Source organism: Sorangium sp. So ce1153 (genome assembly GCF_051521595.1).
Classification (GTDB): Bacteria; Myxococcota_A; Polyangia; order Polyangiales; family Polyangiaceae; genus Sorangium.
The window spans coordinates 10,509,619-10,531,987 of record NZ_CP150361.1 but is presented as its reverse complement, the minus strand read 5'-3'; the positions used below and the strand labels follow the sequence as shown (position 1 = coordinate 10,531,987).

Annotated in this window: 15 protein-coding genes; 7 read left to right on the top strand and 8 right to left on the bottom strand. The window is 73.6% G+C overall.

Features of this window, described 5'->3' with window-relative positions; genetic code table 11:
• Nucleotides 1-244: 244 nt before the first annotated feature.
• Nucleotides 245-1,915 carry an NTP/NDP exchange transporter gene (locus WME85_RS38015; RefSeq protein ID WP_437828046.1) on the top strand — a complete coding sequence of 557 codons (1,671 nt, stop codon included), beginning with the start codon at nucleotides 245-247 and terminating at the stop codon, nucleotides 1,913-1,915.
• A 156-nt stretch (nucleotides 1,916-2,071) separates the two neighbouring features.
• Here the strand turns inward: WME85_RS38015 and WME85_RS38010 are convergent, their stop codons facing one another.
• The 5 genes from WME85_RS38010 to WME85_RS37990 form a co-directional block, all read right to left on the bottom strand.
• Nucleotides 2,072-3,664 carry a GDSL-type esterase/lipase family protein gene (locus tag WME85_RS38010; RefSeq protein ID WP_437828043.1) on the bottom strand — a complete coding sequence of 531 codons (1,593 nt, stop codon included), beginning with the start codon at nucleotides 3,662-3,664 and terminating at the stop codon, nucleotides 2,072-2,074.
• Nucleotides 3,665-3,716: 52 nt separating this feature from the next.
• The gene (locus tag WME85_RS38005) at nucleotides 3,717-5,225 is read right to left on the bottom strand and encodes an FHA domain-containing protein (RefSeq protein ID WP_437828041.1); all 1,509 of its coding nucleotides are present in this window, start codon (nucleotides 5,223-5,225) and stop codon (nucleotides 3,717-3,719) included.
• 470 nt (nucleotides 5,226-5,695) lie between these two features.
• Nucleotides 5,696-6,382 carry a TIGR00266 family protein gene (locus WME85_RS38000; RefSeq protein ID WP_437828038.1) on the bottom strand — a complete coding sequence of 229 codons (687 nt, stop codon included), beginning with the start codon at nucleotides 6,380-6,382 and terminating at the stop codon, nucleotides 5,696-5,698.
• Between the two features lie 15 nt (nucleotides 6,383-6,397).
• Entirely contained in the window at nucleotides 6,398-7,066 is a 669-nt protein-coding gene (locus WME85_RS37995) for a TIGR00266 family protein (RefSeq protein WP_437303978.1), read from the bottom strand.
• 63 nt (nucleotides 7,067-7,129) lie between these two features.
• Nucleotides 7,130-7,825, bottom strand: coding sequence for an AIM24 family protein (locus tag WME85_RS37990; RefSeq protein WP_437303977.1), 696 nt, complete (start codon nucleotides 7,823-7,825; stop codon nucleotides 7,130-7,132).
• Between the two features lie 159 nt (nucleotides 7,826-7,984).
• Here WME85_RS37990 and WME85_RS37985 point away from each other — a divergent pair, with 159 nt between their 5' ends.
• Nucleotides 7,985-10,585, top strand: a complete 2,601-nt coding sequence (locus WME85_RS37985; protein ID WP_437828034.1) for a protein kinase domain-containing protein — start codon at nucleotides 7,985-7,987, stop codon at nucleotides 10,583-10,585.
• 11 nt (nucleotides 10,586-10,596) lie between these two features.
• On the opposite strand, the gene WME85_RS37980 is transcribed toward WME85_RS37985, so the two are convergent.
• The 3 genes from WME85_RS37980 to WME85_RS37970 all read right to left on the bottom strand — a co-directional run bounded on the left by WME85_RS37980 (nucleotide 10,597) and on the right by WME85_RS37970 (nucleotide 14,235).
• Nucleotides 10,597-11,118, bottom strand: a complete 522-nt coding sequence (locus WME85_RS37980; protein ID WP_437828032.1) for a hypothetical protein — start codon at nucleotides 11,116-11,118, stop codon at nucleotides 10,597-10,599.
• 9 nt (nucleotides 11,119-11,127) lie between these two features.
• On the bottom strand, nucleotides 11,128-13,110 hold the full coding sequence (locus WME85_RS37975; protein WP_437828030.1) for an ABC1 kinase family protein: 1,983 nt from the start codon (nucleotides 13,108-13,110) through the stop codon (nucleotides 11,128-11,130).
• Nucleotides 13,111-13,176: 66 nt separating this feature from the next.
• On the bottom strand, nucleotides 13,177-14,235 hold the full coding sequence (locus WME85_RS37970; protein ID WP_437828029.1) for a serine hydrolase domain-containing protein: 1,059 nt from the start codon (nucleotides 14,233-14,235) through the stop codon (nucleotides 13,177-13,179).
• 214 nt (nucleotides 14,236-14,449) lie between these two features.
• Here WME85_RS37970 and WME85_RS37965 point away from each other — a divergent pair, with 214 nt between their 5' ends.
• From WME85_RS37965 to WME85_RS37945, 5 genes are all read left to right on the top strand, one after another.
• The gene (locus WME85_RS37965) at nucleotides 14,450-15,325 is read left to right on the top strand and encodes a protein-L-isoaspartate O-methyltransferase family protein (protein WP_437828026.1); all 876 of its coding nucleotides are present in this window, start codon (nucleotides 14,450-14,452) and stop codon (nucleotides 15,323-15,325) included.
• A gap of 533 nt (nucleotides 15,326-15,858) precedes the next feature.
• Complete coding sequence (locus WME85_RS37960) at nucleotides 15,859-17,076, top strand: type II secretion system F family protein (protein WP_437828024.1); 1,218 nt, start codon at nucleotides 15,859-15,861, stop codon at nucleotides 17,074-17,076.
• A complete protein-coding gene (locus WME85_RS37955; RefSeq protein WP_437828021.1) occupies nucleotides 17,073-18,608 on the top strand; it encodes a sensor histidine kinase in 1,536 nt (511 codons plus the stop codon). Before WME85_RS37960 ends, WME85_RS37955 begins: the two co-directional genes overlap by 4 nt.
• Nucleotides 18,609-18,956: 348 nt before the next feature.
• Nucleotides 18,957-19,562, top strand: a complete 606-nt coding sequence (locus WME85_RS37950; protein ID WP_437303969.1) for an MlaC/ttg2D family ABC transporter substrate-binding protein — start codon at nucleotides 18,957-18,959, stop codon at nucleotides 19,560-19,562.
• A gap of 154 nt (nucleotides 19,563-19,716) precedes the next feature.
• Nucleotides 19,717-22,323, top strand: coding sequence for a tetratricopeptide repeat protein (locus WME85_RS37945; RefSeq protein ID WP_437828019.1), 2,607 nt, complete (start codon nucleotides 19,717-19,719; stop codon nucleotides 22,321-22,323).
• The last annotated feature ends 46 nt before the right edge of the window (nucleotides 22,324-22,369 follow it).

Here is a 22,369-nt window from a genome sequence, read left to right as displayed (position 1 = left end):
CATAGCGGAGTTCCCGACCCGTACGACGTTTGTCTGCGCCGCGCGGGTCGGAGCCGTGTACGGCGCTTCACACGCCAGCGCCGCGACGGAGGTTGCCGGCCGGGAGCAGGCTCGATAGCCTCCCGCGCTCGGGCATCGGTCCTGTCGGGCATCGGTCCTGTTCCGGTGCCGCCTGATCGGCGGTCATCCCGGGATGGAGCGAGGCGTGGCAAGCACAGGCGAGACCGAGACACAATCCCGAGGGGTGCTTCACCGGCTCCTGTCGATCTTCGCCGAGGTGAAGCCGCGCGAGGTCTTCAGCGTCCTCGTCCTGACGCTGAACGTCTTTCTCCTCCTCACCGGCTATTACCTGCTCAAGGTCGTGCGCGAGCCGCTGATCCTCGCGGGCGGCGGGCTCGAGATCGGCGGCCAGAAGCTCGACCTCGACGGCCCCGAGGTGAAGGCCTACGCGGCCGCGGGCCAGGCGCTGCTCCTCGTGGGCGTGGTCCGGGCCTATGGAGCCATGGCCAGGCGCTTCGGCCGCATGCAGCTCACCACCGCGCTGACGCTCTTCTTCGCCGGGAACCTGGTCCTCTTCTTCCTCCTCGCGCGCCTCGGCGTCCCGCTCGGGGTGCCGTTCTACCTGTGGGTGGGCTGCTTCAACCTCACCGTCATCGCGCAGTTCTGGTCGTTCGCCAACGACGTCTACTCGCCCGAGCAGGGCAAGCGGCTCTTCGCCATCGTCGGTATCGGGAGCTCGCTCGGGGCCATGCTCGGCGCGCAGATCGCGAAGCGCGTCTACGTGCCAATCGGCCCCTACAACATGATGCTGGTGGCGGCGGGCGTGCTGCTCGTCTGCCTGTGGCTCACGTACCTCGTCCACCGCAACGACCTCGCGAGCCCGGGCGGCGAGAAGGCCGCCGCCGACGCCCCGCCCGGCGGCGCGTCGGGCGGTTTCAAGATCATCGCGGGCGACCGCTACCTCCTCCTCATCGCCGGCCTGACGCTCGTCCTCAACTGGGTGAACTCGACCGGCGAGTACATCCTCGATCGCACCCTGATCGAGTCCGCGACGAGCGCGCTCGATCAGGGCGGCAACGCCCCCGGCGAGCCAGCCGCCGGCGCCCCCGGCGAGCCGGGCGGCGGCGCTGGCCGCGAGCCGGGCGGCGCCCCCGGCGAGCCGGGCGGCAGCGCCGGCGGCGAGCCAGCGCCGGCCTCCGCGGCGCCGGCCTCCGCGGCGCCGGACGCGCCGCTCGCGGCGGGCGCGCCGGTCTACCTCGTCGATCCGCAGGCCTCGCGCCTGCTCGAGGGGAAGATCACCGCCGTCAAGGGCGGCGCTTTCGACGTCGAGGCAGGCGGCAAGGTCGTCGAGGGCGCCGAGAAGGGGCTCGTCCACCCGCACACGGAGAAGGGGAAAAAGGCGGCGCTCGGCGCGGTCATCGGGACGTTCAAGGGAGACTTCTTCTACTGGGTCAACACCTTCGGCGTCCTCGTGCAGCTCTTCCTGGTCTCCCGCATCTTCAAGTACCTCGGCGTGCGGTTCGCGCTGTTCATCCTCCCGACCATCGCCCTGCTCGGCTACTCGTCCCTCGCCGTCCTGCCGGCGCTCGCCGTCGTGCGCGTCGCGAAGATCGCCGAGAACAGCACCGATTACTCGGTCCAGAACACGGCGCGGCAGGCGCTCTTCCTGCCGGTCGGCCGCGACGCCAAGTACAGCGCCAAGGCGGCGATCGACACCTTCGTCGTCCGCGCGGGCGACGTGCTCGCCGCCATCGCGGTGATCGCCGGCCAGGTGCTCGCGCTCTCCATCCGCCACTTCGCGATGATCAACATCGCGCTCGCGCTCGTGTGGCTCGGCGTCGTGATCGGCATCGCCCGGGAGCACCGGCGGCGCACCGCGGACGAGGAGAAGGCCGAGGAGCTGAAGGCCGCCTAGGACACCGAACCGGTCTACAACCCGAGAAAATGAACCACAGAGGCACAGAGGGCACAGAGGAACAACAAAAAACTCTGTGCCCTCTGTGCCTCTGTGGTTCGAATCTCTTCATTCCCGGGCGTTTCGAGTCGAGCGGTGCTCTGGCGCCAGGCCGCATCAGGGCCGGGCCGCGCTCGCCTTCCAGCCCTCGTAGGCCTCCATCAAGGCCAGGTACAGCCAGCGGCCGATGACCTCGGCCCCCGCGCCCGACGGGTGCGCGAGATCCGCGCCGCCGAGCCCGCGCTGCACCCAGATCCCCATCGAGCCGGAGCCGCCCATCGCGCCGAACGTGTCGAAGTAGCCGCAGCCGACCTGCCCGGCCACCCGGCGCTGGATCGCCGCGAGCTTCGGGATCACCGGGCGGCTGCGGTAGACCTCGCCCTTTTTGTCGGCGCGGTCCATCGGGCCCACGAGCAGGCACGACGACTCGGGCAGCGCCGCCCGCACCTGGTCGAGCACCGCCTTCATCGTCGACTCGACCTGGTCGAGCGGGAACAGCTCGCCGTCCTCGCTCTCGTTCATGCCGTACTGGAACACCGTGAGCGACGGGCTCCGCGCGCGCAGCTGCTCGGCGAAGTGCGCGTCGTCGCTCTTGTCGAGGAAGCGGATGCGGCAGCCCTGGATGCCGATCGCGTCGAGCACCACCCCGGGCGTGTCCCGCTCCATCCAGACGCCGAACGCGCGCACCCCCGGGCCGTGCGCGCGCACCTCGAGCGCGTGCGGGCCGTCGGGGACCTCGTAGGTCGCGATCGCCGAGGCGGCCGCGTCGGCCCGCGTGTCGATCATCTCGCGGGTCTCGCCGTCGATCTTGACCTCCATCCGCCCGCCCTCGGGGTGCTTCAGGTAGTCGACGGCGAACCGCGAGACGGCGCGCCCGTAGCTCCCACTCTCCGCGGTGCCGAAGCGCGAGAACACCCCCGCGCCCTGCGACCGGAACGACACGCCGCCGAGCCCGTAGAGCCCGTCCTTGGCGAACGGGCCGACGACGCGGCTCACCTGCCAGCCGGGGCCGGCGAAGCGGACCACATCGTTGTGGAAATATCCCGGCCAGGCGTTCGCCATCAGCATGAAGCCGTGGCCCGCGTCGCCGAAGCGCTTCTGCAGCTTGCGCCGCAGCGTCGCCGTCACGAAGTCGCTCGCCACGATGGAATCGCCGAAGTAGGTGACGCGCGCGATCGACCCCGGCGCCTTGCGCTCCACCGCGGCGAGCGCGCGGAAGAACGGCGTCATCGCCGTGCCGCTCGGGTCCTCGATCGAGCGCGGCGGCTTGCCCTCCGACGCGACCGCTGCCGGCATGAGCTCGGCGGCCGCGGCCGGCAGCGCGACCTCCTCGGGCTGGCGCAGCTCGGCCTGCTCGGTGGTCTCCATGACGAGCGCCGTCTCGCCGACCGACGCCGAGGGCGCCGGCGCCGGGACCACGACGAGCCCCTTGCCCTCGGGCAGGGGCGAGAGCAGCCGCAGCCGCCACAGGCTCGGGTGCGCGTACGGCACGAGCACGAGCAGCGCGAGCGTCACCATCGCCCGGGCCGCGGACGAGGTGAGCCCGTTCCGCGGCGGCGAGCTCGCCGGCGCCGCGTCAGCGCCGCGGCCCTCCGGAGCACGATCGCGCCCGCCGCTCGAGGGCGCCTCGTGGGCGGGCGCCTCGTGAGCGGGCGGCTCGGGTGCGCTGGGGCGCGGCTCGGGTGCGCTGGTGCTGCGGGAGGGTGTCATCGACGCGGGCGGAGAGGGGAGGGGAGCGCTGCGGCGGCGGGAGGCCGCTCCGCTACGGGGTGCGCTTCTCCAGCTTGTCCAGGGCCGCGCTCGCCCTGTCGCGGCAGCTCGCGTCGCCCTGGTGGATGCAGATCGCGCGCAGCAGCTTGATCTCGCTGGCCGACGCGCGCCCGCCCCACACCTTCGGCTCGAGCGCCTTCCTCTGCGCCGGGTACGAGCTCGAGTCGAGCGGCGCGTTCGCCTGCGTCGCGCTCGAGTCCGCGGCCTTCGGCGCCGAGGCCGACGCCGAGGGCGTCGCCGCGGGCGGCGGGGGCCAGAACGACGTCGTGCCGCCCTGCGCCGTGTGCTCTGGCTCGGGCGGCGCCTCGGGGTCGACCTGCCGCCGCAGCTCGGCCACCTTCTCGCGGAGCGCCGCCGGGACGCTCGTCGTCTTGGCGATCTCGTTGAGCAGCGCGAGCTTCTCGGTCTTCGACTCGGCCCGCTCCACCCGCTGGAACATCCCCTCCGCCCAGCGCTCCTCGATCTGCTTCTCGACGTCCTTGAAGCGCTGCGTCTCGCGGATCGGCGCCGTCTCGCCGACCTCCTGCAGCCGGCGGTGCGCGGCGTCGATGTCCCCTGCCTGGAGGCGCTCCTGCGCCCCGTCGAGGATCTGCACGTCGTTGCCGCCCAGCTCCGGCGCGGCGGGCCGCGCGTCCGGCTGGAGCACCGGCGGCCCGCTCGAGCGGGCGCGGGTGATCGCGACCACGGCGATCGCGAGGATCACGGCGACGGCGAGGAGGATCCCCATCGCCTTGCTCGCCCCGCCCATCCCGCTGGACGACTGCACGGCAGGGGCCACGCTCGCGTAGGACCCCGGCGCCGGCGCCACGCCCGGCGTGCCGTCCGGTCCGGCGCGAAAGATCTTGCCCGCGGCGACGAAGCGGAGCCGCACGTCGCCGAGCTCGAGCGCGTCGCCAGCCTCGAGCAGGCCTCGCTTGAGCTCGACGCCGTTGATGCGCACGCCGTTGGCGCTCTGCTTGTCGACGACCTCGTAGCGACCGTTGCCGAGGCTGATCAGCTCCGCGTGCAGGCGGCTCACGGAGCTGTGGTTGATCGAGATCGTCGCGTCCTCGGAGCGCCCGACCGTGAAGCGCTCGCCGTCGAGCGGGAACTCCGCGCCCGGGGTCGGGCCGACGACCATGACGAGCCGGTTGGGGCGGGTGTGGAGCGGCAGGTGCGCCGTGCTGCGGCTGCCGGGCGGCGGCGTCGGGCTCGTCACGGCGGACGAGAGCGCCTCATCGACGATCTCGATCCGGTAGTCGCCGAGCTGCACGAGGTCGCCGTGGCGCAGGTGCTGCTCGCCGGTGACCCGCGACCCGTTGACGTACGTGCCGTTGTAGCTCTCGAGATCCCGGATGACCCAGCCCTGGCCGTTCTTGGCCAGCGTCGCGTGACGGCGCGAGACGTTGCGATCGGTCAGCCGGATCGAGTTCGACTCTCCGCGTCCGAGCGCATACTCCTCATGGGCGAGGGGAAGCCCCGTCTGTTTCCCCTCGTCATCCTCGATCGTCAGCTTCCACATAGCGGGTTCGGGGCATTCAGGCGGAGCCGGGCTCGCCCCGCGAGCCCCCTGTGGGTCCGTGGCACCCACCGCTCGCCGTGCGAGCCTCCTCAGCGAGGCCCGACTACTTTAGCGAGTCCGCCTCCGGGAAGGCAACGACGGCGCACCAGCCTCTGCCGGGCGGCCGGGACCACGCGGTCGCCGCCGCGGGGCGCGCGGGCGCGCGCGGCAAGCACCGGGCGGGCCAGGCTGCTCGCGCCGGCGGCTGGACGCGCCCAGCCCCGCGCGCCGCGTGCTCCGCGCGCTGGACGAGGCGCGCCGCCCGCGGGCCGGGCGAGGCGCGCCGCCCGCAGCAGCCGGCCGGCTGGACGAGGCGCGCCGCGCGCAGCCGGCCGGCTGCGCGGCTAGAGGCGCTGCGAGCCCGCGCGCAGCCGCGGCGGAAGACCCGCACCCGCGCATTCCGCCCCTGACCGCGGGTTTCTCGGCGCATGTCAATGGCCTCCGCCCACGGGTCGGAACGGGTGGAGGAACGCCGAGAGCGACCCCGGGTTGCGGGTCTGCAGCCAGAGCCTGCCGTGCCCCTGGAACTCGCAGACGAGCCCCTCGCCCGACAGGAACAGGCCCTTCAGGCCGGCCAGCTTGCGCACCTGATAGCGCAGGCCCTCGGTGAACGCGAGCAGGTGTGTGTTGTCGCAGATATATCCCTGGTGCTCGCGGCCGACGTCGATCGTGTGGATACCGCCGTAGCTCGAGAACCAGATCAGGCCCTCGCCATACGCGCGCAGCAGCGACAGGCCGCCGGCGAAGAAGCCCCTCGCCCCCTGCCACTTCGTGTCGAGCGTGATGCCGGGCGTGGACGCGAGGTAGGCGCCCGACTGGAGGAAGGCCTCCATCCCCGAGCGCAGGATGATGCGCTCGATCGATCCCTCGGGGGCGGGGGCGAGCCGCATCGACTGCATCGGCGCCGTGGCCGTGAAGGTGTTCTGGAAGAGGCTCTCTCCGGCCGTCAGCCTGCGCTTGAGCGCGCTGGCGAGCCCGCCCTGCAGGCTGGTCTTCATGTCGATGGCCGTGTCGCGCGCGACCATCGCGCCGCTCTCGGCGATGATCTGCTCGCCGGGGTGCTCGAACGTCACGTGGAGCACGCCGAACTCGGGGTTGTCTCGGATCTCGTCGCGCACGCCGTCCCCCGCTCCTCAAGGTTGCCGCGGCGCGAGCCGCGCGCCGATCGCCGCGCCGTACCGCCCGGCGTTGCGCGACTGCACCCACAGGCTGCCGCTGCCCTCCACGTGGCAGACGAGGCCCTCGCCCGAGAGCCACGTGCCGAGCCACGTCGACGTGTTCTTGCCGATCCGGCACGAGAGGGTCGACTCCCACGCTGCGAGGTGGCCCGTGTCGATGATGACGTGGCCTTTCACCGGGAGCTCCTCGAGCGCGCCGAAGGCGCCGATGATCATCTGGCCCTGCCCCGCCGTCTCCAGGGCGAAGAGCCCCGCTCCCGAGAAGAAGCCGCGCAGGCCGCCCGAGCGCGTCTTCACCTCGACGTCGGGGCTGGAGGCGACATAGGCGCTGCTCTGGACGCACCATTGCCTGTCACCCACCTCGAGCACGGCCATGTCCCCGGAGAGCGGTGTCGCGAACAGCACCTCTCCGGGCCCGCCCTCCGCCGCGAAGGCGTTCCGGTAGAACGACTCTCCGGCGAGCATCCGCTTCAGGCCCGACATGATGCCGCCCGACTGGGTCTCCACGCGCACGTTCGTCGACATGCCCACGAGCGCGCCGCTCTCGGCGATCACGCGCTCGCCAGGGCCGAGCCAGCACTGCGCGAGGGCCTGCGAGGGACGGTAGAGGAGATTCACCTGCATCGGACGCTTGTCTGTCTGTCTTCTTCTTCTTCTTCTTCTTCTTCTTCTTCTTCGCTCGTTCGCTCAGGGCGGGAGCAGCGGCGCGAGCCAGCCCACGAGCGCGCCGGCGCTGCGCGACTGGATCAGCACGCGCCCGCGGCCGGTGAACTCGCACACGACGCCTTCGCCGGAGACGACGAGGCCCATGAGCCCGCCCCCAGGGCTCCTGATCTTGAGCGCGAGAGACGCGTCGAACCCGACGAGGTGCCCGCTGTCCACGACGAGCGAGCCGTCGCACGGGATCTCCTCGATCGCGCCATAGCTCGTGATCCAGAGATCGCCGACGCCGGAGGCCTCGATGAAGAAGATGCCCTCTCGCGCGAGGACGGCGCGCAGCCCACCCCAGCGCACCTTGACGTCGATGTCGCCCGCGCTCGCGAGGTACGAGCCGGTGCTGAAGAGCATCGTCTCTCCCTGGAGGGCGACGTGCTTGACCCGGCCGCTGAGCGGCGGGGCGAGCCACACCCACCCGCCCTCCGGCGCGGAGATGTGGTTCACGAAGAACGTCTCGCCGCCCGCGAACTTCCGGAGCAGCGCGACGACGAGCGCCTTGAGCCGCCCGAGGAACCCGGCCCCGCGCCCCGCGTTCAGCCGGACCTCGGTGCGCAGGCTCGGCGAGCGGGCCACCATCGCGCCCGCCTCGGCGAGCAGCGCCTCGCCCGGGTCGAGGCTGACCTCCAGCAGCGAGGACGACGGCTCATGCTTGGTGCGATGCTGCATTCGTCCACCGGCGGGGGACGTACATATAACGGACCGCCGCCGGGAGCGGAAGCAGGAAGAAGGTGTGTCGAGGTGAGCTGGACTCGGTGAGTCCAAGGTTTTCTGTCCAGCGGCTCGCTCGCGCTGACTTCTACCCTTGGGCGTGAGTAGACTGAGCGCGTGAGCGACAGGCGATTCACGGCCTCCGAGCCGACGCCCCGCGCGGAGCCTCGCAGCGAGAGCCAGGGGTCCGGCTTCGTCGCGGCGCCTCAGCGCATCGCGGGGCGCTACGAGATCCTCGGCCTGCTCGGCACCGGCGGCATGGGCAGCGTGTACCGCGTCCGCGACGTGGAGCTCGACGAGGTGGTCGCCCTCAAGATGCTCCGGCGTGATCTCGCAGAGTCCGTCGGGATGATCGAGCGCTTCCGGCAGGAGGTGAAGCTCGCGCGCCGCGTGACGCACAGGAACGTCGCGCGGACGTTCGACTTCGGCGACCACGACGGCGAGAAGTTCCTCACGATGGAGTGCGTCGAGGGCGAGTCGCTGCACAACGTCCTCGCGCGGACCGGCCCGATGCCGGCGCAGCAGGTCATCGGCATCGGCTGCGCGCTCTGCGACGGGCTCAGCGCCGCGCACGCGGCGGGCATCGTGCACCGCGACCTCAAGCCCGAGAACGTGCTCCTCGACCGGGGCGGGCGGGTCGTCATCACCGATTTCGGCATCGCCCGCACCGCTTCCGGGTCGAGCGCCGGCGAGTCGGCGGGCTTCGTGCTCGGTTCGCCCGCGTACATGTCGCCGGAGCAGCTGACGGGCGAGCCCGACATCGACGCGCGCACCGACATCTACGCGCTCGGCATGATCCTCTTCGAGTGCCTGACGCACCGGCGCGCGTGGCCGGGCGCCGGCGCGATCGCGGCCGCCATGGCCAGGCTGAAGTCGCCGCCGCCCGACCCGCGCACCGTCCGCCCGGACGTGCCGCTCGCGATCGCGGACGTCGTCCTGAAGTGCATGGCGTTGCGGCGCGAGGAGCGCTACGCGAGCGCGGCCGAGGCCCACCGCGCGCTCCTGCTCGCGCGCTCGCGCGTGTCGATCGCCCCGCAGCCGGCGCAGTCCCTCTTCTCGGTCATCGCCGCGTCCGCCGCCAACTCCGCGCCGACGGCGCCGCAGCCGATCGAGCAGAACCCGACCCGCGTCGCCGCGGCGCCCGAGGCGATCACCGCGCCGCAGCAGCGGCTCATGTCGCCCACGCTGGCGGCGCCCACGCCGGTGCCCACGCCGACGTCCGCGACCTCGCCCGCGCTGAAGACGGTCGCCGTGCTCCCGTTCCGCAACGTCGGCGCGCCGGACGACGAGTACCTCGCCGACGGCTTCACCGAGGACCTCACCGACACGCTGTCGATGACCGCCGGCCTCAAGGTCCGGCCGTGCGCCGCCGTGTCCCGGGTGCGGCTCGACGGCCGCGACCCCCGGGACGTCGGCCGCGAGCTCGGCGTGCAGGTCGTCGTCGAGGGGTCGATCCGCCGCGCCGGCGGCGGCTACGGCCAGGACGGGCCGCGCTCGCAGCCCCCCGCGCCGCGCTCGCAGCCGCACGCGCCGTACTCGCGGCCGGGGTCGCGCCTCCCGCCCGGCGGCTTGCGCATGACCGTGCGCGTCATCAGCGTCGAGGACGGGTTCCAGCTCTGGGCGAAGCGGTTCGACAGCTCGCCCGAGGCGCTGCTCACGGTGAGCGACGACGCGGCGGCCGCCATCGCCGAGGCGCTCACCGTCGACGTCGCCAGCCGCGACCGCGAGGCGCCGAGCGACCCGCGCGCGATCGACCTCTACCTGCGCGCGCGCCACCAGCTGCGGCACCTCTGGTACGGCGACGCCGCGCCCGCGGTGACGCTCTTCGAGGAGGCGCTGTCGTTCTCCCCGAACGACCCGAACATCCTCTCCGGCTACGCGATCGCGTCGGCGCGGCTGATGGCCGCGCGGGGCGACGGCAGGGCGCAGCTCGCCAAGGCGCAGCAGGCCGCGGAGCGCGCGATCGCGCTGGCCCCCTCGCTCGGCGAGCCGTGGGTGGGCCTCGCGACGGTCCGGTTCAGCGCGTGCGACCCGGTCGCCGCCGTCCCCGCGCTGCGCAAGGCGCTCCAGTGCGCGCCGAGCCTGGCCAAGGCGCACGAGCTGCTCGGCCGCATCCTCCTCGAGGCGGGGCTCGTCGACGAGGCGGTCTTCCGGCTCGACACGGCGCTGGCGCTCGATCCGAGCGAGCTGTTCCCGCGCTGGGAGCTCGCGCGCGGCCGCGCCCTGCTCGGCGACTGGACGGGGGCCGGCGCGCTGCTCGACCTCCCGGCCGACGACCCGTCGAGCCGCTTCCACAAGGCGATCATGCGCGCTCGCTTCGGGCTGTGGCGCAACAAGGCGTTCCCCATCGACGACCTGCCGCTCGCGATGGAGACCATCCCGATCCAGTACGCGCGCATCTACCGCGACGTGCTCGCGACGTCGCGGCTGTCGGACGAGCAGCGGGCGTTCCTGCGCGCGAAGGCGGACAGCTCCGAGCCGGGCAGCCGCCTGCGCCCGCTCTTCCTCCAGATGTACGCCGAGATCCTCGCCCACATCGGCGACGACGACGCGCTCTTCCCCGCGCTCGCCGGCGCGGTGGAGGCGGGGCTCTTCGACGCCCTCTGGATGCAGCGCTGCGCGGTGCTCGATCGCGCCCGGTCCGACGCCCGCTTCGCCCTGCTGCGCGCGCGGGTCGAAGAGCGCGCAGCGGCCATCGTCGCGGCGCTCAAGGCGTGAGCGCCGCGCGCTCAGCCCCTGCGCGCGTTCTTGGCCCCCCGGGTCACGGCGGGCATCAGCACGTCGCCCTCCACGTGCCCGGAGACATCCAGGATGGTGCGCCCCTCCGCGTCGCGCCCCGGGCGCTCCCGCGTGTAGCGCTCCGCCGGGGCGGCGAGCACGACGCCGAGCTCGCGCGCCGCCTCCGTGAGCTCCGCCGAGAGCGCCTCCTCGACGAGACGGGCCCGCGCGCCGCTCGGGGTGCCGGGGGGGATCGCGACGGCCACCGAGCCCGCGACGACCCCGCCCTGCGCGAGCAGCCCGTGCGGCGAGCCGCTCTTCTGCGCGAGCTTCAGCGCCACGCGCGCCGCGTCGCAGCGGTCGCGCGCGGCGGCGAGCGACGCGGCGCCGCGGCGGAGCACCTCGTGCGTGTCCTCCGTCGGATCGTCGCGGTACGCCTCGGCGAGCCTCGCGTTCTCCTCCCTGATCCGCGCGATTTCGGCCTCGGCGGCCGCGACGTCGGCCTCGTACTTCGACAGATCGATCGAGCTCATGGCGTGTCGTCACCCTCGGTTCGTGAACAAGAGGCTCCCGGCGAGCAGCGCCCCGGCCGCCGCGGCGCCGTAGAGGCAATAGCGCGCGAGGGCCGCGTGGCCAGCCAGGTAGAGCTCTAGCCCCGCGAAGCCCGCGGCGATCGCGAGCGCCGCGTAGATGAGCTGGCGCACCCCGGTGTAGACGAGCGACGCGGCCTGGGCGAGGCCGCGGACCTTCACCTCGGCCTCGCCGCGGTTGGCGCGCGTGAGGTACTTGCGCAGGTCGTCCGGGATCGTCAGCGCCTTGATCCCCATGTCCTTCGCGGCCTCGAGCGCGATCTGGGCCCAGTCGCGGCTGCCGAGGACGAAGTCCTGCAGGTAGGGGCGCACGACATCCATCGGGTTGAGGTCCGGATCGAGCTGCGTGCACACCCCGGTGAGCAGCAGCAGGGTGCGCTCGAGGAGCACGAAGTCGCGCGGCACGTGGAACGCGCCGGAGAGCTCCTTCAGGCCGATGTTCATGCGCCTGAGGTCGATCAGGCTCTCGATGCCCTTCTGCGGATCGAGCTTGATGTCCTTCAGGTTGAAGGACTCGAGCTTCACCTCGTCCTGGAAGCGCTGGTGGAAGAACTCGACGACCCGCTCGCTGATGTCGACGGTGTCGCGCCGCGACAGGAAGCGCATCTTGCGCAGCGCCTTGATGATCCCCTCGGTGTCGCGGCGGATCACGGCCTCGAGGAACTCGGGGATGCCCTCGCGCATCTCCTGGGAGAGCTCGGCGACCGCGCCGAAGTCGAGCAGGATGAGCTCCCCGCCCGGCCCGACCAGCATGTTCCCCGGGTGCGGATCCGCGTGGTAGATGCCGTCGACGAAGATCTGCTGGCAGAAGACCTGCACGATGTGCCGCGCGAGCGCCTTGCGGTCGACGCCGTGCGCGTCGAGGGCCGCGACGTCGCCCACCTTGATCCCCTCGACGAACGTGGTCGTCATCACCCGGCGCGTGCAGTAGGGCTCGATGGGCCGGGGGAACCGGACCTGCGGCTGCTTCGCGAAGTTGTCGGCGATGCGCGTGATGTTCCTGGCCTCGCGCACGAAGTCGAGCTCCTCCAGGATCATCGAGCGGATCTGGTGGTGGTAGGCGTCGAGCCCCTGGATGGGGACGAACTTCGCGACGATCGCCATGATCCGGCGGATGGTGCGCAGGTCGAGGCGGACGATCTCGTCGATGTCGCGGTGCTGCACCTTCACGGCCACGTGCGTGCCGTCCATGAGCCACGCCTCGTGCACCTGGCCGAGCGACGCGCTCGCGAGCGGCTCCGTGTTGAAGCGGGCGAAGACCTGCTCGATCGGGCGCCCGAGCTCGTCGGCGATGCGCGCCTCGATCTCCTCGTAGGGGCGCGGCGGCACCTGGTCCTGCAGCCCCTCGAGCCCCGCGCGCAGCGTCGCGGGGAGGAAGTTCGCCATGATGCTGAGCATCTGGCCGACCTTGATGAAGAGCCCCTGGAGCTCGACGATCGTGCGCTCGATGCGGCGCGCGTTCCTCGCGTGGACCTCGTCGACGCGGCTCTGCGCCCACGTCTCGCCGAAGAGGCGGCGCAGGAAGAAGAACCAGAGGTAGCTCGCGATGACGGTGAACGTCGTGAGGTAGGCGCGGATGAAGCGGCCGCTCTGCGCGGCGTTCTGCCGGAGCGAGCGCGGCTTGCCAGCGGGGCTCCGGGGCGGCCGCGCCGCGCCGGCCACAGGGACCGGCGGGGCGGCGCCGGCGCCCGCGAGGAGACCGGGCGGCGCTGCGGCCGGCGGGGCGGCGCCGGCGCCCGCGAGCGGCCCTGGCGGCGCCGTCATCGGCAGGGCGGCGCCGGAGCCATCGAGCGGCCCCGGCGCGCCGTCCGCGATGTTCGGCGCGCGCTGGATCGCGCCGGCGCGCAGCTCGCCGGGCGCGCGCGCGGGCTCGGCGGGCGAGCGAGGCAGCCCGGAGGACGAGCCCAGCTCTTCGGGGGCGGCGCCGTGTGACACCGCGGCAGCCTAGCATCGGTCGGCGCCGGCCCACGAAAACGCGGGCTCGATGCGGCGCGCCATCGCTCATCGCGCCTGCGCCATGGCCTCTGCGATCGCGTCGTAGGCCGCGGGCCGCGCGCGACGGATCGCGTCGGAGGCGCGCGTCGGGTGTACCCGGTTCGTCAGCAGCACGCCGACGAGCCCCGCGTCCGGATCGATCCAGAGGCTCGTCCCGGTGAACCCGAGGTGGCCGAAGGTCCGCGGGCCGAAGCGGGCGCCGGAGCTCGGCTTCTCGCCGCTCTTGCCGTCGAACCCGGCGCGCAGCGACCCGCCCGGCCGCGGCGCGACGAGCGGCCAGAGCTCGTCGCGCGAGAGCCACTCCGGGCGCTCGTCCGCCAGCGCCTCGAGCAGCGCGACCCCGAGCCGCGCCACCGACATCGCGTCTCCGAAGAGGCCAGCGTGCCCGGCCATCCCGTCGCGCGCGATCGTCCAGGCGTTGTCGTCGTGTACCGCGCCGCGGATCACGCCCCCGCGGAACGCGACGTCCTCCGTGGGGACGACGCGCTCGTCGAACCGCGGATCGCGGCGCCTGTGCGCGCGGGCCGTCGCGACGCCGAGCCCGAGGGGCCCTGTCACCTCGCGCGCCACGATCTCGTCGAGCTCGGCCGCGCCGCGCCGCGCGAGCGCCGCGCCGAGGAGCACGTAGCCGAGGTCGCTGTAGACGGGCGGGAACCCGCCGTCCGGTGGCTCGCCCGCGCACGCCTCGCGGCGCCCGTCCGCGCAGGCGAGCAGCGCGCCGAGCGGATCGATCGGCGCGCTGTCGCCGGGCGGATGGAGCACGCGGTGCGCCTCGAGCCCGGCGCGGTGCGCGGCGAGCAGCTCGATCGGCGCGCGTGCGGAGCGTGTGTCCGCGAGCTCGGGCAGCACCTGCGCGAGCGTCTCGTCGAGCCTCAGCGTGCCGGCGCGGGCGAGCCGGGCGAGCGCGAGCGCGGTGAACGGCTTCGTCACCGACGCGAGATCGAAGATCGCCTCGGCCGCCGCCGCGGGCGGCGCGGCGCCGTGCGCGCCCGCCGGCGGGCTGTCCTCGAACCACAGGCGCCCCGCGGCTCCGAATCCGTACCGGACGTTATCTCGGGTTCGCACGGCTGCGGCGACGCATGCGCAGGGCGCGGCGCGATGTTCTTCGATCACGAGCTTCGCGACCGGCGTGAGATCGACGAGGGTCATGCCCGAAGATGAAAAGGCCGGTGCGCCCCTGTCAAACGGCCTCGGGTGGGGGCCAGATGGGGCCTGCAGAAACGCGGAACGATCCCCGAAAGATCGAGCGGCGCGGGCGGTCCTGCTTCAGGATCTCGCCGTGCCTTCCCCCACGAGCACCGAACCACGCGCTGCTGTTGCGTCGCTCGCCGCGCTTGCGGTGAGGTACGACGACCGCCGGCCCGATCGCTGGGCGCCGGTCCCCGAGCAGCTCGATGCGGTCATCGCGCACGACGTCGATCTCGCCGAGGCCGGGCGCGTCGCCCGCGCGCCGCTGGTGGTCGAGCTCGCGCGCCGCTTCGATTTCCCCGCGCACTACCTCGACGCCATCCTGCTCGTCCCGCGCGAGCGCTTCGTCTTGCCGGAGGACCTCGCGGCTTCTGCGGACGACACGCCGTTGCCGCTCGATCGTGCCGGGCACGCGACCGTGAGCGCGCCGCACGCGTACCTGCTCACGTACAGCCTGCTCGGGCTCGCGCCTGGCGATCGTCTCCTCGAGCTCGGCACGGGCACTGGCTACGGCGCGGCGCTCGCGCGGCGCATCCTCGGCCCGACCGGCCATGTCACCTCGATCGAGATCGACCCTGCCCTGCACGTGCGCGCGGCGCGGCTGCTCGGCGCGCGGCCGGATCCCCGGGGCGACGACGAGGCGCTCGCGTGCAGCGGCGCTGGCCCGTCTCACGAGGGCGCGAGCGTCACGCTGCTGTGCGGCGACGGCCGCTCGCTCGCGGAGCGCGTGCTCGCTGTCGGTCGGACGCTGCCGTCGGAGCGGCCCTGGAAGGTCGCGGTGACGTACGCGCTGACCGCGCCGCCTGCCGCGCTCGAGGACCAGCTCGCCGACGGGAGCGTCCTGGTCGCGCCGGTCGGCCCGTGGGAGGGCCACCAGGAGCTCATGCGTGTCGAGCGCCGTCAGGGCGCGCTCCTCCGCGAGGTGCACGGGGCGGTGCGTTACGTCGCGGAGCGCGGTCGCGGCTAGCGTCTCTGGATCCAGGCCCCCGGCGGTTCCGTCTCTGGATCCAGGTCCCCGGCGGTTCCGTCTCTGGATCCAGGCTCCCGGCGGTTCCAGGTGAGCGCCGGCGGGGGTCTCCGCGCGGTGGGGGCGGGTGGGGTGCGGCGAGCACCGACCGAGGTGCCATCGGGTGTCAGGGGGCGTCACGTCTCAGGCGCGCCTTGTGTGGCGCGCGACGAAACGTCCCAGCTGGCATGGCCCGAAGGGAGACATGCCGGGCGGTGTTCTCGGCGCAAGCTCCCCCGCTCCGGTCTTGGCGGATGGCCGAGCGCCCACCCGCCCCCACCGCGCGGAGACCCCCGCCGGCGCGTGCGGTTCGGATCACGCTCGTTCCGCGTTCCGCCGCCTACGTGACACCACCGCCCCCCCGCTGGATCGGAGAACGACCCACCGTCTTTGACCCTGGCCCTCCCGCAACTTTATCCTGGCGTTCCCCGAGGCGGGGCCGCCCCGGCGCGTCGGCTCGGCCCGTCGTGACCAGGGAGAAGACCGGGAGCACTATGGCGGAGTTCGTTTGGGAGGCGCGCGGCCGCACCGGAGAGATCCGGAAGGGCACCATGGAGGCCGAGAACGAGGCGGCGGTGCAGAACCGGCTCCGCGCCCAGCAGCTCAACCCGACCCGGGTCAAGAAGAAGGGCGCCCAGCTCAGCTTCAACCTGAGCTTCGGCTCCGGGGTCGAGCCCAAGGACCTCGTCAAGTTCATCCGCCAGTTCGCGACGATGATCGACGCGGGCCTCCCGCTGGTGCAGTGCCTCGAGATCCTGTCGAACCAGGAGCCGAACAAGATCTTCCAGGCGGCGCTGCGCGACATCAAGAACACGGTCGAGCAGGGCGCCACGTTCAGCGACGCGCTCCGGCGCCACCCGAAGATCTTCGACGACCTGTTCGTGAACCTCGTCCAGGCCGGCGAGGTCGGCGGCATCCTCGACAGCATCCTGAACCGGCTCGCGATCTACATCGAGAAGCGCGTGAAGCTCGCGCGCCAGGTGCGCGGCGCGCTCGCGTATCCGATCGCCGTCATCATCATCATGATCGTCGTCATGGTCGTGCTGATGTCGTTCGTCATCCCGTCGTTCGAGACGATGTTCGCGGAGTTCGGGGCGAAGGACGCGCTCCCGCAGCTCACGAAGATCGTCATCGCGGCGTCGAAGGCGTTCGTGACCTACCTCCCGCTCACCATCGTGCTGACGGTGGCGGGCGTCGTCGGCGGGGTCTACTTCTACCGCTCGCCGGCCGGCAAGCGGATGGTGCACCGCGTCCTGCTCAAGCTGCCGATCATCGGCCCGGTCATGCAGAAGATCGCCGTCGCGCGCTTCTCGCGCACGCTCGGCACGCTGCTCGGCTCCGGCGTCCCCATCCTCGACGCGCTCGACATCGTCGCGAAGACGGCCGGCAACGTCGTCGTGGAGGAGGGGCTCATGTACTCGCGCCAGAAGATCTCCGAGGGGAAGAACATGGCCGAGCCGCTGGGCGAGATGCAGGTCTTCCCCGGCATGGTCGTGCAGATGGTCGCGGTCGGCGAGCAGACCGGCGCGCTCGACACGATGCTGAACAAGATCGCCGACTTCTACGAGGAGGAGGTCGACGTCGCCGTCTCCGCGCTGACGTCGCTGCTCGAGCCGCTGCTCATGGTCGTCGTCGGCGGCATGGTCGGCGTCGTGCTCATCTCGATGTACCTGCCGATCTTCGATCTCGCCGGCAAGGTCAAGGCGGAGTGATCTCGCCCGCGGCCCCCCCGGCGAGCCCGGGCGGCGGGGCCGGCGCGCCGCCGAACCGCGCCGACGTGGACCGCGCCGACGTGGACCGCGCCGACGTGGACCGCGCCGACGTGGACCGCGCCGAGGCGGGGCCGCCCCCGGCCTCGCCGGTCGCGACGCCTCTCCCGCGCGGCGCACCCGGGGGCGCCGAAACGCCGCTCGCGAGCCGGCTCACCTGGCTCATCGCGCTTCGCCTCGCGGTGCTCACGGTCTTCCTCGTCGTGACCGCGGCGGTGTACCTCGGAGGCTTCACCCCCGGGAGCTTCTCCAGCATCGTCGCGCTCGTGACGGTCGCCGCGGCGTACGGCGTCTCCGGGATCTACGCGGTGTTCCTGCGCATGAACCGGGCCCTCCGCGCGATCGCCCGGGCGCAGCTCGTGACGGACCAGATCACCTGGACCGCGCTCGTGTACATCACCGGCGGGGCCACGAGCGGCGCCACGTCGCTCTACGGCCTCACCTGCCTCACGGGGGCGATCCTGCTCGGGCTCCCCGGCGCGATCGTCGCGGCGGCGTCGGGCGCATCCGCGTACCTGCTCCTGTGCGCCGCGCTCGGGCTGCACCTCGTCGGCGTGCCGCCGGACCAGCCCTCCGGCGCGTACGTGACGCAGTGGGGCGAGCTCCGGTACCCGATGTTCGTCAACCTGCTCGCGATCATGGTGGTCACGCTGCTCGCGAGCTACCTGGCCGAGCGGCTGCGCGCGACCGGCGGCCGGCTCGTGCAGGCCACGGCGCGCGCGGAGCAGGCGGAGCGGCTCGCGGCGCTCGGCCGCCTCGCCGCGGGGCTGGCCCACGAGATCCGCAACCCGCTCGGCTCCATCGCGGGCTCCATCGAGCTCTTGCGCACGGGCGGGACGCTCTCGGACGAGGACAGGAAGCTCTGCGAGATCATCGAGCGCGAGACGGCGCGCCTGAACGACCTCGTGGGCGACATGCTCGACCTGTCGCGCCCGCGGGTGCCGGCGCTCGAGGCCGTGGACCTCGCGGCGACGGCCCGCGACGTCGTCGTGCTCGCGGGGCGCTCGGGCCGCGGCGGCGACGTCGAGGTCCGCTTCGAGGGCCCGGCGTCCGCGCCCGTCACCGCCGACGCCGCGCAGATGCGCCAGGTCGTCTGGAACCTCGTGCGGAACGCGATCCAGGCGAGCTCGCCGGGCGCGGCCGTGACCGTGCGCCTCTGGCGCGACGCGGGCGCCTGGCTCCTCGAGATCCGCGACAGGGGGCGCGGCATCCCGGCGGGCGCCCGCGACCGCCTCTTCGACGCGTTCTTCACGACGCGCACGCACGGCATGGGCATCGGCCTCGCCGTGGTGAAGCGGGTCCTCGACGACCACGGCTTCGGCATCGACGTGGACAGCCGCGAGGGCGAGGGCACCGCGTTCCGGGTGAAGATCCCCGACCCGCCGCTCGCGGCGGGAGAGGCGGAGCGCCTCGCGGGCGCCGCGGCGGCCGCGCCGCTCTCCGAGCACCTCCCGCGCTCGCGCGCCGCGGGCTGACGCGAGGCGCCCGCTGCCGTGTTCGGCGCGCGCCACACCGGCCGCGTGGCGCTCCGTTCACGCCCCTCGCGCCCGTCGACCGACGCGTCGCGGCAGGTTGCGGCGGAGCCCGCTTCCGCGCATGAATAGCCCGCGACGACCGCCGTCTGCCCCTCGAGGCGGACCCGCGCCGGCGGATTGCTGACTCTTTTCGCGGCGTTCGTGGAGAGCAGGGACAGGACGTCACCGAGCCGCCGCGGCTCCCGTCCGACCTGGCAGGCTGTTTGCCTGGGTGCGCAGTGACAGGGCGAGCAGTACAAGCGACCGGCGGCTCGCTCGCGGCTCGCAGGTAGAGAAGGAGAACCACACGTGACACGCAGGATGAACCACCTCTTCGCGGCGACGTTCTCGCTGCTCGCGCTCACGCTCGGCCAGGTGGGCCTCGCGAACGCCGGGCCGGCGACCGACGTCGTCAAGGCCAAGCAGACGGTCCTGTTCGACCTCCTGAAGAAGGGCGGGGGCGAGAGCCAGAAGAAGGTCGGCGCGGTCTTCGACGAGATGCTCGACTACTCGGCGCTGGCGGAGAGCTCGCTCGGCAGCGAGTGGGCCGCCCGGACCGACGCCGAGAAGAAGCAGTTCAGCGATCTGCTCAAGCAGCTCGTGCGCAAGGCCTACGAGCGCAACCTGAAGAAGACGCTCGACTTCAACATCGAGTACACCGGCGAGACCGAGAGCGGCGGCGTGATGACGGTCAAGACCAGGGCCGTTTCCAAGAAGAACGCGCGCGAGGAGCCGGTCGAGATCGCCTTCAAGCTCTCCGAGAAGGGGGGCACCTGGCTCGTGCGGGACATCGTCACCGAGGGCGTCAGCCTGGTGGGGAGCTACCGCGCGCAGTTCACGAAGATCATCAAGAAGGATGGGTTCCCGGTGCTCATCCAGAAGATGAAGGACAAGCTCGCCAAGGGCGACGTCTGACCGGCCCACCGGCGAAGCTCGCCTCCTCGGCGCACGTTCCGCGCTCGTTCCGCGCTCCTTCCGCGCACTTCAGGATGCGCATCTTCACGCCAGATCCACGTCGGATCGCCGCGAACTCGCCTGAATCGCCGCAGGGTTGATACCCTTGGCGGGTATGGCTGCTGGACAGAGGCGCGGCCGGTCGGCGCGCGCGCTGGGCTTTCCGCCGTCGCTCCGCGCGCTCGCGCCCGGCGGCGGCGCCGCCCCGCGTCCGCCCGACGACCGTCCTGTCCTCCGGCTCGCCGTCAGCAAGGGGGCGCTCGCGATCGAGCTCGGCGAGCCGTTCGCGCTCGGCCCGCTCCGCGTGACCGAGCTCGTCGTGCGGCTCGCCGGCATCCGGTTCCCCGTCGACCTCTCCGGCGGCGTCGCGCGCTTCCGGCACCGGCGCGGCCAGCTCGCCCGGCTCGCCGTCGAGGCGCAGGGGGCCGATCTCGCCGGCTGGGCCGCGCCTCGGCTGCGTGGCTTCTTCGGGGAGGGCACGCCGCAGCTCCTCGTCGCGCCGGCCGAGGACGGCGCCCTCGTCGCGCTGCGGTCCGGCGAGACGGCGCTCGCGTTCGACGTCGCCATCGCGCCCGGAGAGCGCGCGCTCAGGCTGATGCCGGAGCGCGCCCGCGGCGTCGGCCTCGAGACCCCGCCGCACGCGCTCGCGCTGCGGGCGCTCTCGATGATCGCGGGCGCGCACGGGCGCGTCGTCGAGGGCGCGGTCGTGCTCGACGCCGCGGTGGAGCGGATCGTCCGCCTGCTCCTCCCCGCGGCGGGCGCGAGGGCGCCCGCGGTGGCGGAGGTGGAGTGGGCGGCGGTGTCCGCCGAGGCGGGCCGCTTCCGCGCCGAGGGCGCGCTCGGCGGGGCGCCGCCCGCGCTGAGCGACCGCGCGCTCCGGGCGCTCGAGACGGCCGAGCTCGCGGGCGCCGCCGACGAGCTCGCGCTCGCGGGCGGGCTCGACGAGGCGCGCCACGCCTACCTCGCCGCGCTGGAGCGCGCCCCGCGGCACCCCGAGATCTCCGCGCGCCTCGCCTGGATCGACCTCGTCATTGGCGATCGCGCCGAGGGGGCGCTCTCGACCGTCGTCGACGCCATGCCCGCCGTGGACGCCGGCCTCCTCGGCGGCGCGCTCCTCGAGGCGGTCGGCGATCGCGACGGCGCCTTCTCGGCGCTCGCCCGCGCCGCGCACGCCGAGCCCTACGGCCCGCTCGCCGGGCTCGCCTGGCTCCGCGCGGCGCGGCTCGCGGACGCGACCGACGTGCGCCTCGACGCGCTGAACCTCGGCGTCGCGCGCGCGCCCGGGCTCGAGTCGCTGCGCTGGGCGCGGCTCGAGGCGCGGCTCGACGTCGCGGACGTGCGCGGCGCGCTCGCCGACGCCGAGCACCTCGAGGCCTCCGCGCGCGGCGCCGACGCGCGCCACGCCGTCTTTCGCCGGGCCGCGGAGGCCTACCTCGCGCGGGGCTACGCCGCCGACGCGCGCGCCCTCTTCGAGCGGGCGCTCCGCTACGCGCCGGAGAGCCCCGATGTCGTCGCGGGCCTCGCGCGCTCGCTGCGGGCGGCCGGGGAGGGGAGGCGCGCGCTCGACCTCCTCGCCCGTGCGCGCGCGCTCGCCGCGCGCAGCGGGGCGTCCGCCTGCGCGCTCGACCTGGAGCTCGGCCGCGGCCTCGCGGAGATCGCCGGGGATCTCCCGGCGGCTGTCGCGCGCGTGCGGGCCGTCCCGCCCGGCGTGCCGGAGGCGCTCGAGGCGCGCCTGCTCGAGGGCCGCTGGTGCGCCGCGCTCGGCGACCTCGGGGGCGCGTCGGTCGCGCTCGGGCGGCTGCGCGACGCGGTGGAGCTCGCGCTCCAGGGCCGCGCCGACGACGCGGGGGCCGCGCGCGTGAAGGGAGCGCTGCCCGGCGACGGCCCCGCCGCGCTCGCGGCCATGCTCGCCGAGGCCGCCGAGATCGAGGAGCGCTCCCGGGGCGATCTCCTCGCCGCGCAGCGCCACCTCGGCCTCGCCCTGCGCTTGCGGCCGCGCGATCCGGGCATCCTCGCCGCCTTCCGCCGCCTCTCGGCCGAGATCGCGCCCGTGGCCGCGCCTCCCGCCGCGCCTTCCGCGGTCGCCGTGCCGAGCCCGCCCCCGAAGCCCCGCGCGACCGAGCAGCGGATCGAGGTGCACGTCCCCGCGCCGCGCCGGCGCACGCTCCCGCCCGGGCCGGTCGTGATCGCCGCCGCGGCGACCGCGCCCGCTGCCCCGCCACCCGCTGTCGCCGCGCCCGCCGCCGCGCGGACCGCGCCCGCCGGCCCGCCACCCGCCGTCGCCGCGAGAGTCGCCCGAGCGCCGGTCGACCCTGGGTTGATCGAGGAGATGCCCACGCTCGACAACGCGGACACGTCCACCGAGCTCGGCGCGCCCATCCCGAACAGCGTCACGCTGGCCGAGGGGCAGGGGCCGTTCGCCTACGGCCTCAGCCTCGAGGACGAGATCCTGGCCGAGCGGCTGGCCGATCGGCTCCGCGCCGATCCCACCGACGAGGGCGTGGCGGCGACGCTCGCCGACGTGCTCGCCCGGCTCGGCCGCGATCTCGATCTCCTCGCCCTGCTCTCGGCGCGCATGGACGAAGGGGACGAGGCCGTCCGGCAGGAGCTCGCGCCGCGGCGCCGCGAGGTGCTCTTGCGGCTCGCCGCGAGGGCGCGGAGCGAGGGGCGCGCGGCCGAGGCGGAGCTCTACGAGATGCTGCTCCACGCCGATCTCACCTGAGCGCCGCCCGCTTGGCCCGCGCTCGGCGCCCGTGATAGCCGGATCT

Coding starts and splice junctions, on each gene's coding strand:
- WME85_RS37960 (WP_437828024.1), top strand. CDS start 15,859: ATGGCGGAGTTCGTTTGGGAGGCGCGCGGCCGCACCGGAGAGATCCGG.
- WME85_RS37980 (WP_437828032.1), bottom strand. CDS start 11,118: ATGAGCTCGATCGATCTGTCGAAGTACGAGGCCGACGTCGCGGCCGCC.
- WME85_RS38005 (WP_437828041.1), bottom strand. CDS start 5,225: ATGTGGAAGCTGACGATCGAGGATGACGAGGGGAAACAGACGGGGCTT.
- WME85_RS37990 (WP_437303977.1), bottom strand. CDS start 7,825: ATGCAGCATCGCACCAAGCATGAGCCGTCGTCCTCGCTGCTGGAGGTC.
- WME85_RS37945 (WP_437828019.1), top strand. CDS start 19,717: ATGGCTGCTGGACAGAGGCGCGGCCGGTCGGCGCGCGCGCTGGGCTTT.
- WME85_RS38010 (WP_437828043.1), bottom strand. CDS start 3,664: ATGACACCCTCCCGCAGCACCAGCGCACCCGAGCCGCGCCCCAGCGCA.
- WME85_RS37995 (WP_437303978.1), bottom strand. CDS start 7,066: ATGCAGGTGAATCTCCTCTACCGTCCCTCGCAGGCCCTCGCGCAGTGC.